Annotated in this window: 25 protein-coding genes; all 25 read left to right on the forward strand. The window is 62.7% G+C overall.

Annotated features, from left to right (window positions below; genetic code table 11):
• The 25 genes from argJ to KBX07_RS01685 all read left to right on the forward strand — a co-directional run bounded on the left by argJ (position 1) and on the right by KBX07_RS01685 (position 24103).
• On the forward strand, positions 1 to 1170 hold the full coding sequence (gene argJ / locus KBX07_RS01565; RefSeq protein WP_005290282.1) for a bifunctional glutamate N-acetyltransferase/amino-acid acetyltransferase ArgJ: 1170 nt from the start codon (positions 1 to 3) through the stop codon (positions 1168 to 1170).
• The gene (argB, locus tag KBX07_RS01570; RefSeq protein WP_005290279.1) at positions 1171 to 2124 is read left to right on the forward strand and encodes an acetylglutamate kinase; all 954 of its coding nucleotides are present in this window, start codon (positions 1171 to 1173) and stop codon (positions 2122 to 2124) included. It begins immediately after the preceding gene.
• Positions 2121 to 3329, forward strand: a complete 1209-nt coding sequence (locus tag KBX07_RS01575) for an acetylornithine transaminase (RefSeq protein WP_256002716.1) — start codon at positions 2121 to 2123, stop codon at positions 3327 to 3329. The genes argB and KBX07_RS01575 overlap by 4 nt, the downstream gene beginning before the upstream one ends.
• Entirely contained in the window at positions 3326 to 4270 is a 945-nt protein-coding gene (argF, locus tag KBX07_RS01580; protein WP_256022732.1) for an ornithine carbamoyltransferase, read from the forward strand. The genes KBX07_RS01575 and argF overlap by 4 nt, the downstream gene beginning before the upstream one ends.
• Complete coding sequence (locus KBX07_RS01585) at positions 4271 to 4780, forward strand: arginine repressor (protein WP_005290273.1); 510 nt, start codon at positions 4271 to 4273, stop codon at positions 4778 to 4780.
• A 69-nt stretch (positions 4781 to 4849) separates the two neighbouring features.
• Positions 4850 to 6070, forward strand: a complete 1221-nt coding sequence (locus tag KBX07_RS01590) for an argininosuccinate synthase (protein WP_256022734.1) — start codon at positions 4850 to 4852, stop codon at positions 6068 to 6070.
• Positions 6070 to 7503 (forward strand): argininosuccinate lyase, encoded by a 1434-nt coding sequence (argH, locus tag KBX07_RS01595; protein WP_256022736.1) that lies wholly within the window; start codon positions 6070 to 6072, stop codon positions 7501 to 7503. Before KBX07_RS01590 ends, argH begins: the two co-directional genes overlap by 1 nt.
• 94 nt (positions 7504 to 7597) lie before the next feature.
• Positions 7598 to 8761 carry a hypothetical protein gene (locus tag KBX07_RS01600; protein ID WP_255997508.1) on the forward strand — a complete coding sequence of 388 codons (1164 nt, stop codon included), beginning with the start codon at positions 7598 to 7600 and terminating at the stop codon, positions 8759 to 8761.
• Complete coding sequence (locus KBX07_RS01605; protein ID WP_255997509.1) at positions 8758 to 10344, forward strand: VWA domain-containing protein; 1587 nt, start codon at positions 8758 to 8760, stop codon at positions 10342 to 10344. Before KBX07_RS01600 ends, KBX07_RS01605 begins: the two co-directional genes overlap by 4 nt.
• Complete coding sequence (locus KBX07_RS01610; RefSeq protein ID WP_255997510.1) at positions 10331 to 11002, forward strand: hypothetical protein; 672 nt, start codon at positions 10331 to 10333, stop codon at positions 11000 to 11002. Before KBX07_RS01605 ends, KBX07_RS01610 begins: the two co-directional genes overlap by 14 nt.
• 48 nt (positions 11003 to 11050) lie before the next feature.
• The gene (locus KBX07_RS01615) at positions 11051 to 11251 is read left to right on the forward strand and encodes a Trm112 family protein (protein ID WP_255997511.1); all 201 of its coding nucleotides are present in this window, start codon (positions 11051 to 11053) and stop codon (positions 11249 to 11251) included.
• A 13-nt stretch (positions 11252 to 11264) separates the two neighbouring features.
• The gene (gene tyrS / locus KBX07_RS01620) at positions 11265 to 12530 is read left to right on the forward strand and encodes a tyrosine--tRNA ligase (RefSeq protein WP_005290260.1); all 1266 of its coding nucleotides are present in this window, start codon (positions 11265 to 11267) and stop codon (positions 12528 to 12530) included.
• Between the two features lie 12 nt (positions 12531 to 12542).
• On the forward strand, positions 12543 to 13346 hold the full coding sequence (locus KBX07_RS01625) for a tetratricopeptide repeat protein (RefSeq protein ID WP_005290259.1): 804 nt from the start codon (positions 12543 to 12545) through the stop codon (positions 13344 to 13346).
• 3 nt (positions 13347 to 13349) lie between these two features.
• A complete protein-coding gene (locus tag KBX07_RS01630) occupies positions 13350 to 14369 on the forward strand; it encodes an HAD-IIA family hydrolase (protein ID WP_005290257.1) in 1020 nt (339 codons plus the stop codon).
• Positions 14370 to 14371: 2 nt separating this feature from the next.
• Positions 14372 to 14506 carry a hypothetical protein gene (locus KBX07_RS01635; RefSeq protein WP_255994883.1) on the forward strand — a complete coding sequence of 45 codons (135 nt, stop codon included), beginning with the start codon at positions 14372 to 14374 and terminating at the stop codon, positions 14504 to 14506.
• Positions 14506 to 15339: a TlyA family RNA methyltransferase gene (locus KBX07_RS01640; RefSeq protein WP_005290252.1), complete on the forward strand. Its 834-nt coding sequence runs from the start codon at positions 14506 to 14508 to the stop codon at positions 15337 to 15339. The genes KBX07_RS01635 and KBX07_RS01640 overlap by 1 nt, the downstream gene beginning before the upstream one ends.
• Positions 15339 to 16298, forward strand: coding sequence for an NAD kinase (locus KBX07_RS01645; protein ID WP_005290249.1), 960 nt, complete (start codon positions 15339 to 15341; stop codon positions 16296 to 16298). Before KBX07_RS01640 ends, KBX07_RS01645 begins: the two co-directional genes overlap by 1 nt.
• On the forward strand, positions 16298 to 18052 hold the full coding sequence (gene recN, locus KBX07_RS01650) for a DNA repair protein RecN (protein WP_256022739.1): 1755 nt from the start codon (positions 16298 to 16300) through the stop codon (positions 18050 to 18052). Before KBX07_RS01645 ends, recN begins: the two co-directional genes overlap by 1 nt.
• Positions 18053 to 18089: 37 nt before the next feature.
• Positions 18090 to 19310, forward strand: a complete 1221-nt coding sequence (gene steA, locus KBX07_RS01655; RefSeq protein WP_256022740.1) for a putative cytokinetic ring protein SteA — start codon at positions 18090 to 18092, stop codon at positions 19308 to 19310.
• Positions 19311 to 19330: 20 nt separating this feature from the next.
• On the forward strand, positions 19331 to 20281 hold the full coding sequence (locus KBX07_RS01660; protein WP_255997518.1) for a copper transporter: 951 nt from the start codon (positions 19331 to 19333) through the stop codon (positions 20279 to 20281).
• Between the two features lie 20 nt (positions 20282 to 20301).
• A complete protein-coding gene (locus tag KBX07_RS01665) occupies positions 20302 to 20931 on the forward strand; it encodes an NUDIX hydrolase (RefSeq protein ID WP_050748880.1) in 630 nt (209 codons plus the stop codon).
• Entirely contained in the window at positions 20928 to 21824 is an 897-nt protein-coding gene (gene xerD, locus KBX07_RS01670) for a site-specific tyrosine recombinase XerD (RefSeq protein ID WP_255997519.1), read from the forward strand. The genes KBX07_RS01665 and xerD overlap by 4 nt, the downstream gene beginning before the upstream one ends.
• A gap of 34 nt (positions 21825 to 21858) precedes the next feature.
• Entirely contained in the window at positions 21859 to 22722 is an 864-nt protein-coding gene (locus tag KBX07_RS01675; RefSeq protein ID WP_255997521.1) for a ParA family protein, read from the forward strand.
• Positions 22719 to 23537, forward strand: a complete 819-nt coding sequence (locus tag KBX07_RS01680) for a ScpA family protein (RefSeq protein ID WP_005290234.1) — start codon at positions 22719 to 22721, stop codon at positions 23535 to 23537. The genes KBX07_RS01675 and KBX07_RS01680 overlap by 4 nt, the downstream gene beginning before the upstream one ends.
• A gap of 26 nt (positions 23538 to 23563) precedes the next feature.
• The gene (locus tag KBX07_RS01685) at positions 23564 to 24103 is read left to right on the forward strand and encodes an SMC-Scp complex subunit ScpB (RefSeq protein ID WP_050748812.1); all 540 of its coding nucleotides are present in this window, start codon (positions 23564 to 23566) and stop codon (positions 24101 to 24103) included.
• Positions 24104 to 24114: the final 11 nt, after the last annotated feature.

The following is a 24114-nucleotide window of genomic DNA, read 5'->3' on the forward strand; positions in this document are numbered from 1 at the left end:
ATGAGCGCATCTGAGAAAACGGGTGTGACAGCACCCGCAGGCTTTAGCGCCGCGGCAACGACGGCCGGAATCAAGCCGTCCGGAAAACCCGACCTGGCGCTGGTGGTCAACCATGGCCCGCGCTTTGACGCCGCCGCAGTGACGACCCGCAACAAAGTCGTCGCATCACCGGTGAAGGTCACTCGTGACGCGATGACGACGGGCTCACTGGCCGCCGTGGTGTTCAACTCCGGTAATGCCAACGCCTGCAATGGCCGTCAAGGCGATGTGGACGCAGTGGAGATGCAGTCGCTGGCAGCCCAGTCGATCGGCGTAGCACCCGAGGATGTCGCGGTGTGCTCCACGGGCCTGATCGGTGAACTCATGCCCATGGACAAGGTCCGCGCAGGCATCGAAACACTCGGTGGCCAGCTCGGCGACAACGGTCATGAGGCTGCTGTGGCCATTCTGACGACTGACACAGTGGAGAAGCAAGCGCTTGTAGAGCGCGACGGGTGGAGCATCGGCGGCATGGCCAAGGGCGTGGGCATGATGGCCCCGTCGCTGGCGACCATGCTGGTGTGCTTGACTACCGATGCTGATGTGTCTGCGGGGGAGTTGGATCAGGTGCTCAAGGAAGCGTCGAAAAGCACCTTCAATACGCTCGACATTGATGGAGCGACCTCGACCAATGACACTGTCATCCTCATGGCGTCGGGAGCTTCTGGTGTCCAGCCCGACAAGAGCGAATTCGCCGGGGCTATCGGTGAGATCTGCGCTTTTCTGGCTGACCAACTCCAGGCGGACGCTGAGGGTGTGACCAAGCGCGTAGCCGTCACTGTCGAGGGCACTGCCGACGATGAGCAGGCTCTCAACGCCGCACGCACGATCGGACGCGACAACCTGTTCAAGTGCGCCATGTTCGGCTCCGATCCGAACTGGGGCCGCGTGCTCGCCGCGGTGGGCATGGCGGATGCGGAAATGGACCCGGACAACATCAGCGTCTACTTCAACGGCCAGCCGGTCTGCGAGGGCAGCACTGGTGCACCTGGTGCGCGCGAAGTCGACCTCAGCGGCATTGACGTTGACGTGCGCGTTGATCTCGGGACTGGCGGACCCGGAACGGCCACGGTGCGCACCACTGATCTGTCCTACGCCTACGTGGAAATCAACTCGGAGTACTCGACGTAAATGGAACCTTCACAGCTCTCCCGGGCTCTCTCCAATCAGGACCGGGCACACGTGCTCGCCGAAGCTCTGCCGTGGCTGCAGCACTTCCGCGACAAGATCGTCGTGGTCAAGTACGGCGGCAACGCCATGATCGACGAGGACCTGAAGTCCGCCTTCGCCGCTGACATGGTCTTCCTGCGCACCGTGGGTGCGAAGCCCGTCGTCGTGCACGGTGGCGGGCCGCAGATCACCGACATGCTGGGGCGTCTGCAGCTCGACGGCGGCGAGTTCGTCGGCGGGTTCCGCGTGACTACACCAGAGATTCTCGATGTGGTGCGCATGGTGCTCTTCGGCCAGGTCGGCCGCGACCTGCTGGGCCGCATCAACTCGCATGGGCCGTACGCGGTGGGCACCTCGGGCGAGGATGCAGGACTGTTCACGGCGGAGAAGCGTCTTGTCGAGGTCGATGGGGAACTGACCGACATCGGTCTCGTCGGTGAGATTGTCGATGTTGACCCGTCTGCAGTGATGGACATTATCGACGCCGGTCGCATCCCAGTCGTTTCCGGTATTGCCCCCGGAGCGGACGGAAACGTTTACAACATCAACGCCGATTCTGCTGCTGGCGCACTCGCTGCCGCGCTCGATGCTGAGCGCCTTGTCGTGCTGACCAACGTCGAGGGTCTGTACACCGACTGGCCCAACAAGGACTCGCTCGTGTCCAAGATCGAGCTCGAGCAGCTCGACGAAATCATGCCGTCGCTCGACTCCGGAATGATCCCGAAAATGGAAGCCTGTGTGACCGCTGTGCGTGGGGGCGTCAGCGCCGCCCACGTCATTGACGGACGGATCCCGCATTCCGTGCTGCTGGAGCTGTTCACCATGGGAGGCATTGGCACCATGGTGCTTCCGGACGAATACGACACCGCAAACTATCCCGACGGAACCGTGTTCAGGAAGGATGATCTGCAGTGAGCAACCAGCAAGCTCTCGGGCAGTGGACTGAGGCGCTGATGAATACCTACGGCACCCCGCAGCTGCCGTTGGTCAGCGGCCGCGGCGCCACGGTGCGCGACGCCGACGGCAACAGCTACATCGACATGCTCGCCGGCATCGCAGTGAACTCACTGGGCCACGCCCACCCGAGGCTGGTGGAGGCCGTGGACAGCCAGGTCCGCACGCTCGGCCACATCTCCAACTTCTTCGCCTCCGAACCAGCGCTGAGCGTGGCTCAGTCGCTCAAGGAGCGTTTCGGTGATCCATCCGCGAAGGTCTTCTTCTGCAACTCCGGTGCAGAGGCGAATGAGACTGCGTTCAAACTCACCCGCTTGACCGGCCGCACGCGCGTGCTGGCGGCGCTCGATGGCTTCCACGGCCGCACTATGGGCTCGCTGTCTTTGACCGGCCAGCCAGGTAAGCAAGCCCCCTTCGAGCCGCTCGTACCCGGGGTGGAGTTCTACCGTTACGGCGACATTGACCACCTGCGCGAACTCGTCGAGCAGGACCCGACGCAGACTGCCGCCGTCTTCCTTGAGCCGATCCAGGGTGAGACCGGTGTCATCCCGGCGCCGGAGGGATTCCTAGAAGCGGTCCGCCAACTGTGCGATACCCACGGCATCCTCATGGTCGTCGATGAGGTGCAAACCGGCGTCGGACGCACCGGAGCCTTCTTCGCCCACACAACCTCGGGGGTGCAGCCGGACATTGTCACCATGGCCAAGGGGCTGGCCGGCGGGCTACCGATCGGCGCTGTCATCGCGCGGGGTGATGTGGCCGATCTGTTCACGCCCGGTTCCCACGGGACCACCTTCGGAGGCAATCCGATCTCCTGCGCGGCTGCCCAGGCAGTGCTGGAGGTCGTCGACGATCAGTTCTGTGCTGAGGTGAGGCAGAAGGGGGAGGGGTTGGCCCGTGACGTCGATAAGCTTGATGGCGTTGACCACGTGCGTGGTTGCGGATTGATGCTCGGCGTCGTGCTGGACAAGCCCGTGGCGAAAGACGCCGTGACCATCGGTCTGAAACACGGCGTGATACTCAACGCCCCCACTGAGTCTGTGGTGCGCCTGACCCCGCCGCTGGTGATCACCGGCGACGAGCTGCGCGCAGCAACGGACGCGATCGCAACTACGCTGGAGGAAGCACTGTCCCGCTTTGCCAGCACCAACGGAGGACACCAGTGACCACACCACGCCACTTCCTAGCCGACGACGATGTGACCCCCGCTGAACAGGCGGAGATTCTGGCTCTCGCGGCCGAGATGAAGCGCGACCGCTATTCCCGCCGCCCGCTCGAGGGGCCGCAATCTGTTGCCGTTCTCTTTGATAAAACGTCGACACGCACCCGCTTTTCTTTCATGGCGGGCATCGCTGAGCTCGGCGGATTCCCCATCGTCGCAGAGACAGGAAACTCGCAAATGGGCAAAGGTGAGACCTTCCAGGACACTGGTGCGACACTGTCGCGTTACGTCTCCGCGATCGTGTGGCGCACGTACGCGCACTCGAACTTCACGGAGATGGCAGAGGGGGCGAGTGTGCCGATCATCAATTCGCTTTCCGACGATCTTCACCCCTGCCAAATGTTGGCCGACCTGCAAACAGTCATCGAGAACCTATGCCCGGAGGAAGGCCCGGCGGGCCTTCGGGGTAAGCATGCCGTTTACCTAGGTGATGGCGACAACAACATGGCGAATTCCTACATGATCGGCTTCGCCACCGCTGGGATGGACATCACCGTCATCTCCCCGGAGGGATTCCAGCCGCGCACGGAATTCGTGGAACGCGCACGGGCCCGCGCTGCAGAAACGGGTGCAACGGTCGCCGTCACGTCCGATGTGGGGGCCGTGGATGGTGCTGATGTCGTCATCACCGACACGTGGGTGTCCATGGGCATGGAAGAAGACGGCAAGGACCGCCGCACTCCGTTCCTGCCGTACCAAGTGGATGCAGCGATGATGGGCCGTGCCAGCGACGGCGCGATCTTCCTGCACTGCCTTCCGGCATACCGCGGCAGTGAAGTCACGGCTGAAGTCATCGACGGCCCGCAGTCGCGCGTGTTCGACGAGGCAGAAAACCGCCTGCACGCGCAGAAAGCGCTGCTTGCCTGGCTGTTGGAGAACCAGTAGATGAGCGCACCGAATTCGCGTACCGCGCGCCAGGCGAAGATCCTGGCGATTCTCGATCACACCCGGGTGTCCTCGCAAGTGCAGCTGTCCGAGCTGCTCCTGGATGAGGGCATCGATATCACCCAGGCCACTTTGTCGCGCGACCTCGACGAGCTTGGAGCGCGGAAGGTGCGACCGTCGGGCGGCGGGCGTTCCTACTACGCAGTCGGGGAGGCGGCCCAGTCGTTCCAGGCCTCGCCCAAAGGCCCGCGCGACAAACTCCGCCGGATGCTCGCGGAACTGGTGGTGTCTGTCGACTACACCGGCAACATCGCAGTACTGCGCACACCGGCGGGGGCTGCGCAGTACCTGGCCAGCTATATCGACCGGGTCGCGCTGGAGAAAGTCGTCGGCACCATTGCTGGCGACGACACGATCTTCGTGCTGGCACGCGAACCACTCTCCGGCAGGCAACTCGCCGAGGAATTCATGGGCGACCGGGTCGACGGTGCCGAGGACGCTGAAGAGTAGACTTTCTTCGGCTTAGATCTCAAACAGAACCAATTGAACCGATAAGCAAAACAAGGAGCTTTGACACCAATGACTAACCGTGTTGTTCTCGCGTACTCCGGTGGACTGGACACCTCTGTGGCCATCCCGTACCTGGCAGAGATGACTGCTGGTGAAGTCGTCGCCGTCTCCCTCGACCTGGGGCAGGGTGGAGAGGACATGGAGTCGGTGCGTCAGCGCGCGCTCGACTGCGGCGCTGTCGAGTCCATTGTGGTGGATGCCCGTGACGAGTTCGCTGAGGAATACTGCCTGCCCACCATCAAGGCGAACGCGCTGTACATGAAGCAGTATCCGCTGGTGTCCGCGATTTCGCGCCCGCTCATTGTGAAGCACCTCGTGGAGGCCGCGCAGGAGCACGGCGGCACGCACGTCGCCCACGGTTGCACCGGTAAGGGCAACGACCAGGTTCGCTTCGAGGTCGGATTCGTCAACCAGGACCCGGACCTGGAGATCATTGCCCCGGCCCGCGACTACGCATGGACCCGCGACAAGGCCATTGAGTACGCCGAGGGCAAGGACCTGCCGATCGAGCAGTCCGCTGCGTCTCCGTTCTCCATCGACCAGAACGTGTGGGGCCGCGCCGTGGAGACTGGCTTCCTGGAGGACCTGTGGAACCCGCCGACCAAGGATCTGTACTCCTACACTGAGGACCCGGCGCTGGGTAATGCTCCGGACGAGGTCATCATCTCCTTCGAAGCGGGCAAGCCGGTGGCTATCGACGGCCGCAAGGTGACTGTCCTCGAGGCCATTGAGGAGATGAACCGCCGCGCCGGTGCTCAGGGCATTGGTCGCCTGGACATGGTGGAGGACCGCCTGGTGGGCATCAAGTCCCGCGAGGTCTACGAGGCACCGGGTGCAGTCGCACTGATCACCGCGCACCAGGCGCTCGAAGACGTCACCGTCGAGCGCGAACTCGCGCGTTACAAGAGGCTTATCGACGCCCGCTGGTCCGAGGAAGTTTACGACGGCCTCTGGTTCGCACCGCTGAAGCGCTCCCTGGATGCCTTCATTGAATCCACTCAGGAGCACGTCACCGGCGACATCCGCATGGTTCTGCACGCTGGCACCGCCACGGTCAACGGCCGTCGTTCCAACCACTCCCTGTACGACTTCAACCTGGCTACCTACGACACCGGCGACACCTTCGACCAGTCCCACGCCAAGGGCTTTGTCAAGCTGCACGGCCTGTCTTCTGAGATTGCCAACAAGCGCGACAGGGCAGCCGCTAACGCAACTGCCCAGGAGTCCTGATGGAAAAGCACGGAACCAACCAGGGCGCACTGTGGGGCGGTCGCTTCTCCGGCGGGCCATCGGAAGCAATGTTCGCGCTGTCTGTGTCCACTCACTTCGACTGGATCCTCGCCCCGTATGACGTGCTCGCGTCGAAGGCCCACGCGAAGGTCCTTAACCGGGCGGGACTGCTGACCGATAGCGACCTCGATGCGATGCTTTCCGGCCTCGACCAGCTTGGCCGTGATGTTGCTAATGGTTCCTTCGGCCCTGCGTCGACCGACGAGGACGTGCATGGCGCAATGGAGCGCGGTCTCATTGATCGCGTCGGCCCCGAACTCGGCGGCCGCCTGCGCGCTGGCCGATCCCGTAATGACCAGGTTGCTGCGATGTTCCGCATGTGGCTTCGAGATGCGGTGCGTGCTGTCGCACAGGACACGACTGACCTGATCGAAGCTCTGTCCACCCAGGCAGCCGCCCACCCTGACGCCGTCATGCCCGGCAAGACCCACTTCCAGGCGGCGCAACCGATCCTGTTGGCCCATTCTCTGCTGGCGCATGCGCAGCCACTGCTGCGCGACATCGAGCGCATCCGCGACCTGGACAAGCGTCTGGCCGTGTCCCCGTACGGCTCCGGCGCTCTGGCTGGTTCCTCGCTGCAGCTCGACCCCGAAGCGATCGCGGCGGAGCTCGGGTTCGACTCTGCGGCCGATAACTCCCTCGACGGTACGTCGTCACGCGACTTCGTTTCGGAGGCCGCCTATGTGCTCGCGCAGATCGGTGTAGACATCTCTCGTCTAGCCGAAGAGATCATTGCGTGGTCGACGCCGGAATTCGGCTACGTCACGCTTGATGACGCGTGGTCAACCGGGTCATCCATCATGCCCCAGAAGAAGAACCCGGATGTTGCGGAGCTCGCCCGCGGCAAGTCCGGCCGGTTGATCGGCAACGTGACCGGCCTGCTGGCCACATTCAAAGCGCAGCCGCTCGCCTACAACCGCGACCTGCAGGAAGACAAGGAGCCGATCATCGACTCGGTCGACCAGCTCCGCATCCTGCTGCCGGCGATGACCGGGTTGGTGTCCACCCTGACTTTCCACGAGGACCGGATGCGTGAGCTCGCCCCGGCTGGGTTCACGTTGGCCACGGATCTTGCGGAGTGGATGGTCCGCCAAGGCGTGCCGTTCCGTGAAGCGCACGAAGCCTCCGGCGCATGCGTTCGGATCGCCGAGTCTCGCGGGGTGGATTTGATCGATCTGACGGATGAAGAGCTGGCAAGCGTCGATAAGCGACTCACTCCGCAGGTGCGCGACGTGCTCACGATCGATGGTGCTGTGGCATCCCGCGCGACGCGCGGCGGCACCGCCGGAGTGCGTGTCGCGGAGCAGCGTGAACGTGTGGACGCCGCGAACGCCGATGCCCGTCGGTGGGCACAAACCCCGGTGCGTTCTTAAACGTCAAGTGAATCAAATGAATTCTGTATTCATAATTCCTACCTAGCACCGTGGTTCACAGGCGCTTGACGCGTCCTTTACATAAACTGTGGCCATGACCACACAACAAGGCGCACAAGAGGGGTTGCGGAAACCACCTCGAGGGTGCGCCATTTTCATTGGTGTCTTGCTGGCCATCATTGCCCTTGTTGCGGTCTTCATCGGACGCGGGGGCTTGGGTGAGGGGTCGTTCATCTCCGGGCGCGGGTCGAAAGAAGTCACCGGTGTGATCGGTTCGGAAAAGCGCGAGTACTTCGAGGACCCGGAGGTCGTTGACCGTCTGACAGAGCTCGGGTTCACGGTGAATTTCACCACCGCCGGTTCCCGCCGCATCGCCAATGAAACGAATTTGGCGCAGCAGGATTTCGTTTTCCCGTCGTCAGGCCCGGCAGCCCAGAAGATCACTGACCAGGACTCCAATTACTCCGTGGAGTACCCGTTCTTCTCGCCGATGGCGGTAGCAACGTTCAAACCAATCGCTCGCATCCTTGAGAAGGAGGGCGTGGCCACGGAAGCTGCCGGAAAGTACACCCTTGACGTCGGCGAGTTCATCACCCTGACGCAGCAGGGGAAGCGCTGGCGTGATTTCGGGAACACGTTCCCGTCGCAACGCAATGTACAGGTGGCCACCACCGACATCCGCACCTCGAACTCTGCAGCGATGTGGCTGGCAATCCTGGCATGGGAGTTTGGGGAGAGCAACCCCGACAAAGCAGATGACATTGGCTGGCTGACCAACCAGATCGCTCCATTCTTCACCGGCCAGGGTTACACCCAGTCGTCGTCCGCCGGCCCGTTCGCCGACTACCTCAGCCAAGGCATGGGAGCGGTGCCCATGGTGTTGGTCTACGAGGCGCAATTTTTAGGCGAACAGATGAAGGAGAGCTCCCGCATCAAAGACGACATGGTCCTGATGCACCTCGAACCGACCGTACTGGCCAACCACGGCATCGTGGGAATCTCGCCAGAAGGCAAGGAGCTGGCCCAAGCGCTGGCCTCGGACCAAGAACTGCAGCAGCTAGCCGCTAGGCACGGTTTCCGGCCGGCCACCGGAGACTATCTCACCACCGCTATGGAGGGCCATGGCCTTGGCTCCCCGGCGCACTACGACAACTCAGTCGACCCGCCCAGCTTCGACAGAATGGAGAAGCTTATCGAGGGTGTGGGCAACCGGTACGGATCCGTCCCCCCACGTAACCAGGAGGAACAGGAGAAATGAAGAAACTTCTAGCGACGCTTGCGGCACTGCTCGCCGGAACCGCCCTCGTAGCATGCAGCGACGATAACGGAGGCGGGGGAGGAGGCTTCGGCGGCCTTGGCGGGGGCTCCAAAGGCCCACTGACTATCGTGGCCGCGACTGAGTTGCAAGACCTGGAGCCGCTGGTGCAGCAGGCGTCGGAGGACCTCGGCTTCGACATCACCCTGCAATTCCCGGACGGTACCCTGCAGAACTCCCAGGAGCTCAAAGCGGGCAACTTTGACGGTCAGGTGGATGCGACGTGGTTTGCCACTAACCGCTACGTCAATCTCATCGATGCCCAGGGCAAGCTGGCCGATGAAACGAAGATTGCCACCAGTCCCGTTGCTTTCGGTGTGCAGCGGGACAAAGCGCAGGAGCTCGGCTGGGACACGAAACAGCCGACGTGGTCGGGCTTCGCCGATGCCGCACGCGAGGGAAAGTTCTCCTTTGGTATGACCGACCCGTCGACCTCCAACTCTGGTTTCTCCGCGCTGGTGTCTGTAGCGACTGCGATGGCGGACACTGGCTCCGCGCTGACCCAGGAAGACATCCAAAAGGTCGGCACACGGTTGACTGAGCTGTTCCAGGCGCAGTCGTTGGTTTCTGGCTCGTCGGGCTGGCTCAAGGACGCATTTTTGGAGAGCCCGGAGCGCGCCGACGCGATCATCAACTACGAATCCACTTTGCATGCCATGCGCAACGAGGGTGCAAATATCGAGGTCATTGTTCCGGCGGACGGCGTTATTTCCGCTGATTACCCGCTGTCCACACTCGCTCAACCGAAAAACGAGAACGCCGCTGAACAGGTTCGCCAACTCGCTGAATGGTTGCTTGAGCATGAAGAGCAGATCGCGGACAGCTACCGCCGCCCCGTCACCAACGCTGACCTGATGCCCGCTGAGATGAGCAATCAGACCGTCATTGAGCTTGCATTCCCAGCCAGCTACGGCACTGTCGAAGCGCTGCTGGACCGCTACAACAACGACTACCGCCAGCGCGGAACCGCGACCTTCGTCCTGGATACTTCTGGCTCGATGGAAGGTGAGCGCATTGCGTCCCTGCAGCAGATCATGACGTCGCTTATCGACGGCTCCGCTGCCACCTCCACGGGCGACGTGGCCCTGCGCGATGGCGAGCTGGTGACGTTCCAATCCTTCTCCACGGCACCTCACGAGCCATTACTGGGCGAGTTCCTGCGTGACGACCGCATCACCAAAGCCAAGTACCAGGGCTACGTGAATGACCTTGTGGCAGACGGCCAGACCGCAATCTACGACACGTTGTTCGATGCCCTACGCAATTCCGACCCGAGCGCAGGTATCAGCTCGATCGTGCTCTTGTCCGACGGTGAAGTCACGCACGGCATGGACTATTACGCATTTGAGAAGCAGTACCAGGGGCTTTCCCCGGAGCAGCGCTCCATCCCGGTCTTTGTGATCCTCTACGGGGAGGCCAATGCGAGCGAGATGAACAACCTGGCAGAATTGACGGGCGGTGCCGTCTTCGACGCGTTGAACGGCGACTTGGATGCAGCTTTCAAGGAGATTCGTGGCTACCAGTAATACGCCCAGCCCCTACCGGCCAGGAGGTCCCTCAGCGACAGGAGTGGGGGAGGGGAACTTCTTCACCTCCCACAAGAACAAAGTCGGGATGAGCTTGGCGGCCCTCGTCATCATTCTGCACGTCGTCCTGATCATTGCTACCGGAGTTGGCCTGGGGTTCTTGTGGCCTGTCGTGGCCGTGGCTGCATGGGGTGCCGGCGTTGCTCTGACCCCGCCGCCGGCGCCGAAGGCAATAGCGCCGCCCGCGCCGATGGAACCGGTCAACGTCCAGTTGAACCGCGACGTGCGCGACACACTGCGGGAACTCGTGCGCGCGAAGCCGCCGGAGCGGGTGCTCAACCAAGCGTCCGAGCTGGAAGACAACATGCGCTTCATTTTGAATGAGTGGGATGAGTTGCAGTCCACCCCGGAGCACCAACAAACGGTATGGAACATCGTGAAGATCTACTTGCCGGAAGTGGTGAACACCTACGTCAACGCCCCGCAGTATCACAGCGCTGAGGCGGCTGCGGTCATGGAGGATTCACTGTCAACGCTGACCGGTGCGCTCGAGCGGATCAAGCTGGGCGTGGTCGACCACAGTCTGCGCACGATGGATTCCCAGGCCCGCACACTGCGTGAGACCTTCGGCAATCTTCCGGGACTGGACCAGACCTAGCCCGAGCCCGAGAATGCCCGAGAATGCGCAGGGGTACGATTGACCACTATGACGGCCGATACACCCACGCTCGACCCCCAGCTCCTCGAGGTCCTCGCGTGCCCGCAAGACAAGGGCCCGCTCGACTACGACCACGAGGCGCAACTGCTGATCAATCCGCGTATGGGCATTGCCTACCGCATTGATGACGGTATTCCGGTGCTGCTTATCGACGAAGCTCAGCCGCACCCCGCAGACAACGAGGTTTGAAAGGAACTGCTCTATGGCGAACATTATTGATGAACTCCAGTGGCGTGGATTAGTCAACCAGTCCACGGATCTCGAGGCACTCAAGGACCAGACAGCGAACCCAATCACGCTGTACGCGGGCTTCGATCCGACCGGTCCGTCCCTGCACGCCGGCCACTTGGTTCCCCTGCTCATGTTGCGTAGGTTCCAGGAAGCCGGACACCGGCCAATCGTTCTCGCTGGCGGTGCAACGGGTTTGATTGGTGATCCGCGTGAGGTCGGTGAGCGGTCTATGAACACTGCCGACACTGTCGAGGATTGGGCGCAGCGAATCACCGGCCAACTGCAGCGTTTCGTGTCCTTTGAAGGCGACAATGCCGCCGTGCTGGTCAACAACGCCGAGTGGACCAACGACATGTCGGTGATCTCGTTCCTGCGCGACATCGGCAAGCACTTCTCTTTGTCGACGATGCTGTCGCGCGAGACGGTCAAGCGCCGTCTTGAGGGTGACGGCATTTCCTACACGGAGTTTTCCTACATGCTGCTGCAGGCGAACGACTTCGTGCAGCTGCGGCGCCGTCATGATTGCATGCTGCAGATCGGCGGGTCGGACCAGTGGGGCAACCTGGTCGCGGGCGTCGACCTGAATCGCCGTGTCGACGGCGCATCGGTCCATGCACTGACCGTGCCGCTGGTCACGGACTCGGAGGGCAAGAAGTTCGGTAAGTCCACCGGTGGCGGGTCACTCTGGCTCGATCCCGAGATGACCAGCCCGTACCGCTGGTACCAGTACTTTGTGAACACCGCGGATGCCGATGTGATCCGTTACCTGCGCTGGTTCACCTTCCTGACGCAGGATGAGCTCGCCGAGATGGAAACCGAGGTGGAGGAGCGCCCGTTCAAGCGTGAAGCCCAGAAGCGTCTCGCCCAGGAGATGACCGACCTTGTTCATGGGCCCGAGGCGACAAAGGCTGTCGAACTGGCCTCACAGGCCCTGTTCGGTCGTGCAGAGTTGTCTGAGCTGGATGAGCAAACGCTCGCTGCCGCTGTCTCTGAGACGGATGTGTTCGAGGTTGAGGCGGGTGCGCCGCGCACCATTGTTGATCTGCTGGTGGGCACTGGCCTGGTGGATTCGAAGGGTGCTGCTCGTCGGGCTATCAAGGAAGGTGGTGCTTACGCCAACAACGAGCGTATTGAATCTGAGGGGTGGGAACCTGCCGCGGAAGATCTGCTCCACGGTTCATGGGTTGTTTTGCGCCGCGGCAAGAAGAACTTTGCCGGCGTGAAGGTGCACGGCTAAAGGAGGACTGGCATGAGCAAAGACGGCCAACCGAGAACGCATGCCAACCGGGGGCGCCGGGACGGACGTGAGGACAAGAAGGTCCGGCACGACCGCTCCAACCCGTACCGCCAGGGCTTCCGCGAGGAGCGCATGGCGCAGAAGGAGAACGAGCCGTCCATTCCGGACGACATCGACCCGTCTGACCTTGACCCGTCCGTTCTGCAAGACCTGCGAGTGCTGGCGAAGGACAACGCTGACAAAGTAGCTAAGCACATGATCATGTCTGCTACGTGGATGGCGGATGATCCCCGGCTGGCCTTGGCGCATGCCCGCGCCGCAAAAAACCGTGCAGGTCGCGTTGGTGTCGTCCGTGAGGCAGCAGGCATTGCTGCGTACCACGCTGGGGAGTGGAAGGAAGCGCTGTCTGAGTTGCGAGCAGCCCGCCGGATGAGCGGTGGCCCCGGTCTGCTTGCTGTCATGGCTGACTGTGAGCGAGGCCTGGGTCGCCCCGACAAGGCGATCGAGATCGGGCGTAGCCAGGAAGCACAGCAGCTCGATCCTGAGTCGCAGGTCGAACTGGCCATTGTTGTCGCGGGTGCACGCCACGACCTCGGCCAGCACGAAGCTGCGCTGGCGACGCTGCAGCAGCTCAATCCCACCATCGATGAGAAGAAGGTGGGGGACTTCGCCCACACCCGTCTTTCCTACGCCTACGCGGATGCTCTTGCCCAGGTCGGCAGGACTGATGAGGCCCGGACGTGGTTCGAGCACGTCAAGAAGGTCGATAGCGAAGAGATGACGGATGTCGCACAGCGGCTGAAGGAGTTCAGCTAAGCAATGCTTATCAGCGGTTACGACGCTCTGCTTCTCGACCTCGACGGAACAGTCTGGCACGGCGATGCTTCTATCCCCGGCGCAGTCGATGCGATCAACGCCGCTATCACCTCTGGGCGCCGCGCTGCATACATCACGAACAACGCTTCCAAGGCGCCACGCGATGTTGCGAGCAAGCTGCAGTCCATTGGCCTCAAAGCGACTGAAAAGGACGTGATGACATCTGCGCAAGCCGCAGTCCAGCTCGCGCAGCAGCACGCGGCTCCCGGCGCGGCAGTGCTCGTGGTGGGTGCTGACTCATTCCGCGACCTTGTCCGTGAGGCTGGTTTCACTGTGGTGGACTCCGCTGACGACGCACCGGCGGTCGTGCTCCATGGGCACTCGCCCGACAACGGATGGCGGCACCTGTCGGAGGCAGCACTGGCTATTCAGGCCGGGGCGACGTATCTGGCGAGCAACCTGGACTCGACGTTGCCAATGGACCGCGGGTTCATGGTGGGCAACGGGTCCATGGTCGCGGCAGTCACGAACGCCACCGGTGTCACCCCGCGGGCTGCGGGCAAACCCGGCCCTGCCATGTTCACCCTCACACGCGACAACCTCGGTGTGACAGCGCCACTTGTCATCGGTGACCGCCTCGACACCGACATCGCCGGTGGTGTCGCCGCAGGCATGGACACGTTGCACGTGCTCACAGGCGTCTCCGGCCCACGCGCACTCATTTCTGCGCCAGCCGATCAGCGCCCGACGTTCATCGCCGAAGACATGTCTGTGCTTGTCGACGCTTCGGTGGAAGCCGACCAGCTGCGCCCATGCGCCCAAGGCGGATTCACTGCGGCGGTGGAACGGGACGACGACACTGGGGGATCGGTGGTTGTGCTGGACGGGGGAGATGAGACGTCGACAAGCATGCAGGCTCTGCGCACAGTGTTGAAGGCGGCCTGGAGCCTTGGTGCTGGTGAGGTGCCCGATGTTGAAGCAGCATCAGCTGCTGCGCGCCGTGCCGTGGAAAGCTGGTGGTGATAGTGAGTACTCCCGAGCAGCTGACCGAGCGCTTCGAGACGGCGATGGCTCAAGCACCAGAGGACCTCGCCGGCGAACTAGCCCAGTACGAGGCCGCGTACACCGTCCTCGCCGATGCGTTGCAGGACCAGGCCTAATGGGGCAGGGTCCAGGGCGCCGTCGCCTTGACGCGGAGTTAGTGCGCCGCAAGATCGCGCGGTCCCGTGAACAAGCCGTCGAGTGGATCAAAGCGGGCCGAGTCGAGGTCGGCGGGTTCACCGCGACGAAGCCTGCGACGGTTGTCGAGCCTGAGGTGTCCATTAAAGTCGCTGAAGTCGACGGTGATGATTGGGCGTCTCGCGGTGCCCACAAGCTGCTCGGTGCCCTTGAGGCATTCGAGCCGCACGGCCTGTCCATTGCAGGAAAGCGCGCTCTTGATGCTGGTGCCTCCACAGGCGGATTCACCGATGTCCTGCTGCGCCGCGGTGCCCGCGAGGTCGTAGCTGTTGATGTCGGGTATGGCCAGCTGGTCTGGCGGTTGCAGGACGACGACCGTGTCACGGTGCTGGACCGGACTAACATCCGCCATCTCACCCCTGAATTCATGGATGGAACAGCGGAGCTGATGGTCGGCGACCTGTCTTTCATCTCGCTCGAGCTGGTGCTGCCTGCTATCGCACAATGCATGGCCGACGGTGCGGATCTGCTACCCATGGTCAAGCCGCAGTTCGAGGTGGGCAAGGACCGCCTGGGCAGCGGCGGAGTGGTTCGGTCGGCGGAGTTGCGCGCAGAAGTCACCCTCGATGTCGCCCGTTTTGCGCTGTCATTGGGGTTGAGTTGCCGCGGTGCGGTGGCGTCACCGCTACCCGGGCCGAGCGGGAACGTAGAATACTTCCTATGGCTCGTTCACGATGGTGGCGAAAGCGCACCCGATGATGGGGAGCTGACTGCCATGATCACGCGTGCAGTAGAGGAAGGACCGAAGAACTAATGACACAAAGCGACACCGACCGCTGCGTACTCTTGGTCCCGCACACCCGGCGCGAGGGCAACATTGCTTCTGCGGCGCGTGCGACAGAGCTGCTCATGCAGGCGGGCATCACCGTCCGTCTTGTCGGGGAGGATGAGCTGCCGTTCACGGACAACTATCCGGTTCTCGGCCAGATCGAGCAGGTCGCCCCGAAGGATGAGGCGGCAGCCGGATGTGAACTCGTGCTCGTGCTCGGCGGTGACGGCACCTTCCTGCGGGCAGCTGGTATGGCCCGTGCACAGGATGTCCCCGTTTTGGGCATCAATTTGGGCCACATCGGCTTCCTCGCCGAATGGGAGGAAGACAGCCTGGAAACCGCGATCCGGCGCGTGATCGACCGCGAGTACACCGTCGATGACCGCATGACGATCGACGTGACGGTGCACGACTCCAACAACGACCAGATCGGCCAGGGGTGGGCGCTCAATGAGGCAAGCCTGGAAAACCTCGACCGCCGTGGTGTGCTGGACGCGATTCTGGAAGTCGACTTCCGTCCGGTGAGTTCTTTCGGGTGCGATGGCGTGCTCATTTCCACGCCCACGGGTTCGACTGCCTATGCGTTCTCCGCAGGTGGCCCGATCTTGTGGCCGGAGCTCGACGCGATCCTTGTTGTGCCGAACAACGCCCACGCGCTGTTCACCAAACCCCTAGTCGTCTCGCCGCGTTCCAGGGTGGCGGTCGAGTCGCTCATCACCACGACCCCTGCTGACGTTGTACTCGACGGCTTCCGGCACCTGGACATGCCGCCGGGGTCCCGCCTTGACGTCGTACGCGGTGTAAAGCCCGTGCGCTTGGTGCGTCTGGACGATTCACCGTTCACCGACCGCCTCGTGCATAAGCTTCAGCTGCCGATCAATGGCTGGCGTGGCCCGGTGCTGAAAGAAGACAAGACGTACGGCGACAACGTGACGCGACGCTAATGCTTCTCGATCTCACTATTGACAACTTGGGCGTCATCCCGCACTCCCATGTCGAATTCGCCCCGGGGTTGACCGTTCTCACTGGTGAAACCGGTGCTGGTAAGACCATGGTGGTTACCGGGCTTCGCTTGCTCACGGGTGGTCGCGCCGACGCTTCGAAGGTGCGCACGGGTGCGGACCATGCGAGTGTGCAAGGATCCTTCAGCACAGAGGGGCTTGTCGACGGCGCTAGCCACGCCGTCGCCACCCTCGCCGAGGATGCCGGTGCTGAGCCCGATGAGAACGGCGACTACCTAGCCGCCCGTTCGGTCAAAGCGACAGGTCGTTCCCGGGCGCACCTGGGCGGCCGCACCGTTCCGGCCGCCACCCTGGCTGACTTCACTGCGCACGTGCTCACCATTCACGGACAGAACGACCAACTCCGTTTGCTCTCACCGGCAGAACAGCTCAGCGCTCTCGACTCTTTCGATCCAGCAATTGCTCCTCTGCGTGAGGCCTATGGGGAATCCTTCTCTGCGTGGCGGGCTGCGGTCAAAGACTTGAAAGAGCGCACGGAGAAGCGCCGTGAACTCGCCCAAGAGGTGGACCGCCTGGAGTTCGCCATCGGAGAGATCGACGAAGTCGACCCCCAGGAGGGGGAAGACGCCGAGCTAGTGGAGACCATTAACCGGCTGCAGGACGTCGACGCACTGCGTGAGGCTGCGGAGGAAGCAGTCGTGGCCATTGACGGCGCCGAATCTGTCGGCGGTTTCGGCGGCAGCGCCGACGGTGACGCCTCCGCATCATCGCTCGTCGGTGCGGCTGGCGCCGCGCTGACTGGTGCGAGCGACGGTCAGCTACGCGAGCTTGGGAACCAACTGGGCGATGTCGCCGCGATCCTTTCGGATGTCTCCGGCGAGCTGAACGCGTACTTGTCCAACCTTCCCAGTGACCCGGAAGAGCTCGACCGCCTTCTCCAGCGCCAGCAAGAGCTCAAGGCGCTGACCCGTAAGTACGCTCCCGACGCCGCCGGCATCATTGCGTGGCGCGCGAAAGCAGCGAAGCGTTTAGAGTCCATCGATACGTCCGCGGAAGCGATCGAGGAGCTGAAGAAGGCCGTGGCGTCCCACGAAAAGTCCATGACAGCTGCGGCATCCAAGTTGACGGCAGCGCGGAAGAAGGCCGCGAAGGCGCTCGAGAAAGCGGTCACGGGTGAGCTACGTGGCCTGGCTATGCCCAAAGCGCGCATTGTCGTCGCCGTGGACTCAGCTAAGGATCCGCAGGACTTCACGCGCGACGGGGCAGACGTCGTGGAGTTGCGGCTTGCACCCAACGACGCGTTGGAACCACAGCCGCTGGCATCGAGCGCATCCGGTGGTGAGCTCTCGCGCGTCATGTTGGCCCTCGAAGTCATTTTGTCTGAACGGCGCAGTGGCGCCACGCTGGTCTTTGACGAGGTCGACGCTGGCGTCGGTGGCCGTGCGGCCGTTGAGATTGGGCGTAGGTTGGCGCGGTTGGCAATGAATAATCAGGTCATCGTCGTCACGCACTTGCCGCAAGTCGCGGCGTACGCCGACTCGCACCTGCATGTGTCCAAGAATGTCGGCGATGAGTCGGTGACTTCTGGCGTGCAGCTGCTCGGCGACGATGACCGCGTCGATGAGCTCGCTCGGATGCTTGCCGGTATGGACGATTCCGCGACCGGTCGAGCGCACGCCGCGGAGCTATTGAGCAAGGCCAAAGCCGACGTGGAGGGCTTTTCCCCGCGCGCCTAACCCGATTTGAGTGCTTGAAACGGCAAGATCTGGGGTTATGAGCTCAATCTTCAACCCCGCCTCCACGAGCACCCCGCGCACTCCCAGCGCAGCAGAGAGTACTGATCTCACCGGTGCGTTGCGCGACTGCACCCCACAGGGCAAGGGTCTGCGCAAACTGTCCGAGGGCGACATCGCGATTGTCGACGCCCCGGACATGTCCCGCCGTGAAGCTCAGCTGCTCGTGGAAAAGCGCCCTGCCGCAGTGGTCAACATTGCCACCTTCTCGTCCGGCAATATCCCGAACTACGGGCCGCAGCTGCTGCTCGACGCCGACATCCGCTTGCACGAGGGGGCTGGCGCTGCCACCCGCGAAGCGTTCCGCGACGGCAAGAAGGCGACGTTGACTGCTGACGGCGAGATTATCGTCGGCAAGAAGGTCATCGCTCAGGCTGAACCGCTCGATCAGGCGACCGTTGAGTCCTCCTTCGACAACTCGCAGCGCGAACTCGTCGACCACATGGAAGCCTACTTCGGCAACACCACCGAGTTCATTCACACCGAATCGCCCTTGCTTGTCGACGGCGTAGGCGTCCCCGAACTCGGCGACGTGATGGACGGCAAGAAGGTGCTGGTGGTCAGCCCGACGCTGGACACCCGCGAGAAGATCTCCAATCTGCGTCACTTCATCCGCGAGTTCCAGCCCGTTGTCATCGGTGTCGGCGCTGCGTCTGACACGCTTCTCGACCTCGGCTACTCCTGCGACTTCATTGTCGGTGATCCGGCGGACATCTCGTCCGACAACCTGCGCGGTGATGCCCGCGTGATCCTCCCCGCTGACCCAGATGGCCACGCCGCGGGTCTCGAGCGCATCCAGGACCTCGGCGTCGGTGCCGTGACGTTCCCAGCCGCCACTGACTCGCCGACCGATCTCGCGATTCTCTTGGCGGTCTACCATAACGCAGAGATCATCGTCACCGCCGGCGACTCAGTAGACCTCGACAGGATCTTCGCCGGTGCGGACCACGCTGCGCCACCTGCCATGCTGGCTCGTCTCAAGGCAGGGGACCGCATCGTCGATTCGCAGGTGATTGAGAACCTCTACCGCCCGTCGTCTAGTGGCGGTGTCGCTTGGGCGTGGGCAATCCTCGGCCTGTTGGTGGCTATCGCAACGATCGTCGTCATCGTCGGTGTCATGGGTAACGGCACGTTTGTGGACAACCTCATCGACTCGTGGAACAACTTCGCCCTGGCCGTCCAGAACCTGTTCAAGAACTAGAGGAGAGGAGGGAAACAAACATGCCGAAACAGAATTCCGGGGGTGCTGGCTGGTTCACCAGCGGTGTCACGTGGGGCATTGCCGGGGGCATCGCTCTCGGTGCTCTCGTGGTGGCTCCGGCGATGGCGCCGATCGCGAACAACTCCTTCAACAACATCGGGGGTTCTTCGACCCCTGAAGGCGAGCAAAAGGATAAGGGCCGAGCTGACAATCGTGAAGCGAACGCGGCGAATGCGCTGCTGGCGCAATCGTCGACACGCATTGTCGACGGCACGCTGACCGGTCGCCCGTACCTCATCATCCGCACTCCGGACGCGAACGATGATGATGTGAACACGACGAGCTGGCTTGCTGAAATGGCAGGCGGCACCAAGGCTGGCCAGATCACGCTGACGGACAAGTTCCTCTCCCAGGATGGTGCGGACGAGCTGCGCTCGATCATCGCCAACACTCTCCCTGCCGGCGCTCAGCTGTCGGTGGATAACCAGGCGCCGGGCATTCACGCGGGAGAATCCCTTGGCGCGGCGCTCATGTTCGATCAGGCCACGGGTGCACCGCTGGCTACCGTTGAAGATCGTGCAGTGGTTCTGCAGACTCTGCGTGAAGCGGGCTTCCTCGAGTACGAAGACGGCACCATCACACCGGCTCAAGGCATCATCGTTGCCACCGGTGAGGCCGAGGGCGGCAACGAGTTCGCCTCGAATGTCCTTGCAGATCTTGCCCGCGGTCTGGACTCCCGCGGGGATTCTGTTGTCCTCGCCGGCCGCCGGGGCGCCGCAGAGGACAAGGGCCCCATCGCGGTGGTCCGCGACGCCCCGAAGGCGAACGAGAACATCTCCACCGTGGACTCGCTGGAATCCGAAACAGGCCGAATCTCGGCCGTGCTGGCCCTGGCAGAACAGATCAACGGCGGCTCCGGTTCGTACGGTTCAGCAGACAATGCCCAGGCACCAGCCCCGGAGCGTGGATAGTGCGCCACGAATTCACGGTCATGGATTCTGAGCTGCTTGTTGACGCTCCCATTCTCGCCCTGCGCCGCGATACGGTCACTATGCCCGGTGGAAACACCGCAAAGCGGGAGATTGTCGAGCACTTCGGGGCGGTAGCGGTCGTCGCGCTCGACGATCAACAGCGCATCGCCATGGTCGAGCAGTACCGCCACTCCGTCGGCGCGCGGCTGTGGGAGCTGCCCGCAGGCATTCTCGACTTCGCAGGCGAGGACGAGCTGAACACCGCTAAGCGCGAGCTGGTGGAAGAAGCCGGCCTCGAAGCGGCGGAGTGGTCGCTGCTCGTTGACCTGGTCACCTCTCCCGGTTTCGCCGAGGAAGCCGTCCGCATTTTCTTTGCCTCTGACCTATCCCACGTTGAGCGCCCCGACGCCGAGGATGAGGAAGCTGACATGGACTTCGCGTGGGTGCCGCTGGACGATGCCCGTGCTGCCGTCATGGACGGCCGCATCACCAACTCCATCGCTATCGCCGGTGTGCTCGCCGCGTCCGAGGTCGTTGCAGGCCGCGCTACAGCGCGCAGCACCGATGTCCCGTTCGCTCTCCGACCGACCCACATGGCAGATAGGCGCCAAAAGCAGGGCATTGTGCCCGACATGAAGAAGAAGCAGTGAGCGCCGAAGCACTCGGCAAGCTGTGGCTCGATCACCTCGCGGTGGAGCGCGGCTTGTCGGCCAACACGCTGAGTAACTACCGGCGCGACGTTGACCGCTACGTCACATGGCTGGAATCAGCAGGAAAAACAGACCTGAATAGCGTGACCGCGTCCGACCTCGGGGACTATGTAGCGGATCTGCGTCGTGGGGGACTGGCGGCGTCGTCCGCTGGTCGTGCACTCGTCGTTGCGCGCGGGCTGCATAAGTTCGCCACCGTGGAAGGCGCCGTCGCCGCCGACGTTGCCGCCGGGGTGTCACCGCCGAAAACAGGCGAGAAGCTTCCGGACACGCTCAGCATTGAGGAAGTGGGCTTGCTTCTCGACGCATGCCCCACCGACACCCCAGCAGACCTCCGCGACAAGGCACTACTTGAAGTCCTTTACGCCACTGGGGCGCGCGTTTCCGAGGTGCTCGGTCTCGTCGTTGACGATGTGGTTGGGCTGGAAGACGGCACGTTCATCAAAGTCACCGGCAAGGGAAATAAGCAGCGCATCGTTCCCGTCGGCAGCGCTGCCCGTGAAGCGGTGGAGGCGTACCTTGTCCGCGGCCGCCCCGCATTGTCGAAGGGAAAGACCCATGCACTGTTTCTGAATAAGCGCGGCGGTGCCCTATCGCGGCAAAGCGCGTGGACGGTGATCAAGGAGGCGGCGGGGCGAGCGGGCGTCGATAAGCATATTTCTCCGCACACTCTCCGCCACTCGTTTGCAACGCATCTGCTGGAAGGCGGGGCAGATGTGCGTACAGTGCAGGAGTTGCTCGGGCACGCCTCTGTGACAACGACTCAGATTTACACGCACGTCACGCCGGAGAATTTGCGCGAAGTATGGCGCACGGCGCACCCCCGATCCTAAACGTGGAAAATGACATCTGTGTAAGATAGCCACCATGACGGAGGATGGACTCTTCGATACGCCGGGTATCGGCCTGACGGGCCGCCCTATCCGCGAACTGCCGCAGCCGGAGCGGCTAGATAAGCACGGCCCCGCCACGATCATCTCCATGGTCAACCAGAAAGGCGGCGTGGGCAAGACCACGTCATCCATCAACCTCGGGGCTTGCCTCGCCGAACATGGGCGAAAAGTCCTCCTCGTCGACCTTGACCCGCAGGGCGCGCTCTCTGCGGGTCTGGGGATTACCCAAGACGAAGACCAGGTCACCGTCTACGACTTGATGTTGGACAACACCGCGTCCATCCATGCCTCCATCAAGCACACGAACGTGTCCGGACTGGACATGGTTCCGGCGAATATCGATCTCTCCGCGGCGGAGATCCAGCTGGTGAACGAAGTCGGTCGCGAGCAAACGCTTGGCCGCGCACTGCGTCCGGTGCGCGGTGAGTATGACTACATCATCATCGACTGCCAGCCGTCCTTGGGGCTGCTCACTGTGAACGCATTGGCCTGCTCGCAGGGCGTGATCATCCCGATGGAGTGCGAGTACTTCTCCCTGCGTGGTCTCGCACTGCTGACGGACACCGTGGAGAAGGTGCGCGACCGCATTAACTTCGACCTCGACATCGTCGGAATCCTGGTCACAATGTTCGACCGCCGCACCACCCACTCCCGCGAGGTCATGGACCGCGTGGTGGAAGTCTTCGGCGACCGCGTCTTCGACACCGTGATCACCCGCACCGTCCGCTTTCCGGAGACTTCCGTGGCAGGCGAGCCAATCATCACGTGGGCACCGAATTCACCCGGCGCGGAGCAGTACCGCAGTCTTGCGCTCGAGGTCATTGAACGGACAACATGACCGCGAACATTCAAGAGGGCTACCAGCCGGAGATCACCGGCTTCACCTTGGTCCTCAACAACTTCGAGGGCCCGTACGACCTGCTGCTCAACCTCATCGGGGCACGCAAACTCGACGTCACTGAGGTCGCTCTGGCCGAGGTCACTGATGAGTTCATCGATTATGTGCGTCAACTGGGGGAGACCGCTGAGCTCGACGAGATCACAGAGTTTCTTCTCACCGCCTCCACGCTGCTGAGCCTGAAAGCACAGCGCCTGTTGCCGAAGAGCGGGGAAGAAGACGAGGACGACCTTGAGCTGCTGTCGACCCGAGACCTTCTCTTCGCACGCCTGCTGCAGTACCGCGCCTACCAAAAGGCCGCTGATCAGTTTGAGCGCTGGCAACGCGAAGCTCGCCGCCGCTACCCGCGCGCGGTGGGCATGGAAGAGCAGTTCCTCGACCTCTTGCCGCCGGTGCAGCTGGGGCACACTGCAGGCAGTTTCGCGGAACTGGCTGCGTCAGTCTTCCGGCCTAAACCACCGGAGGAAGTGCGGGTCGACCACCTCCACGCCCCGCCTGTCTCCGTGCCAGAACAGGCAGGCAAGCTGCTGGACACCCTCAAGGTTGCGGGTCCGGACACGTGGCTGACGTTCGCAGCTCTCACCCGGGACTGCACTCGGTCGATGGAAGTAGTTGGCCGGTTCCTCGCCGTGCTGGAGCTCTACAAAGCGCACGCCATTGACACCCAGCAAGAAGAGGCGCTGGGTCCGTTGGACATTGCGTGGACCGGTAAGGACGTTGACCCTGCCGTCATCGCTGCGCAGAACTGGGAGTAGACGTGAACTCATCGCATGAGCTGCCCATGGTCTCCCAGCTGAGATCGCAGATCGAGTCCATCATCCTGGTCGTGGAGACTCCAGCCACAGCAGAGGATTTGGCTGGTGCGCTGTCTGTCCCGGTGAGCGATGTGCGGGGTGAGCTCGAGGCCTGGGCGGCAGAACTCAACGACCGCGGATCCGGTATGGACCTGCGGGAGACGTTGGAGGGGTGGCGGCTGTATACCCGTCCAGCTAACGCCGAGGTTGTTGAGGCATTCCTGCTCGACGGCACGCAGACGAAGCTCTCCCGCGCCGCCATGGAGACGCTCGCCGTTGTCGCTTACCGCCAGCCGGTCACACGAGCACAGGTGGCAGCAATCCGCGGTGTGAATGTGGACGGTGTCATGCGCACCCTGACGCTGCGCGGGCTGATCGCCGAGGTTGATCCAGATGAATCCTCAGGTGCTCACCGCTACATCACCACGGAGCTTTTCCTCGAGCAGATCGGAATAGACTCGCTGGACCGCCTGCCCGATCTTGCGCCGTTGCTGCCGGATGTGGACGCGATCGAAGAGTCTTGGTAATGGCCCTAACA

This window comes from Corynebacterium sp. CCUG 70398, assembly GCF_024454055.1.
GTDB classification, from domain to species: domain Bacteria; phylum Actinomycetota; class Actinomycetes; order Mycobacteriales; family Mycobacteriaceae; genus Corynebacterium; species Corynebacterium genitalium.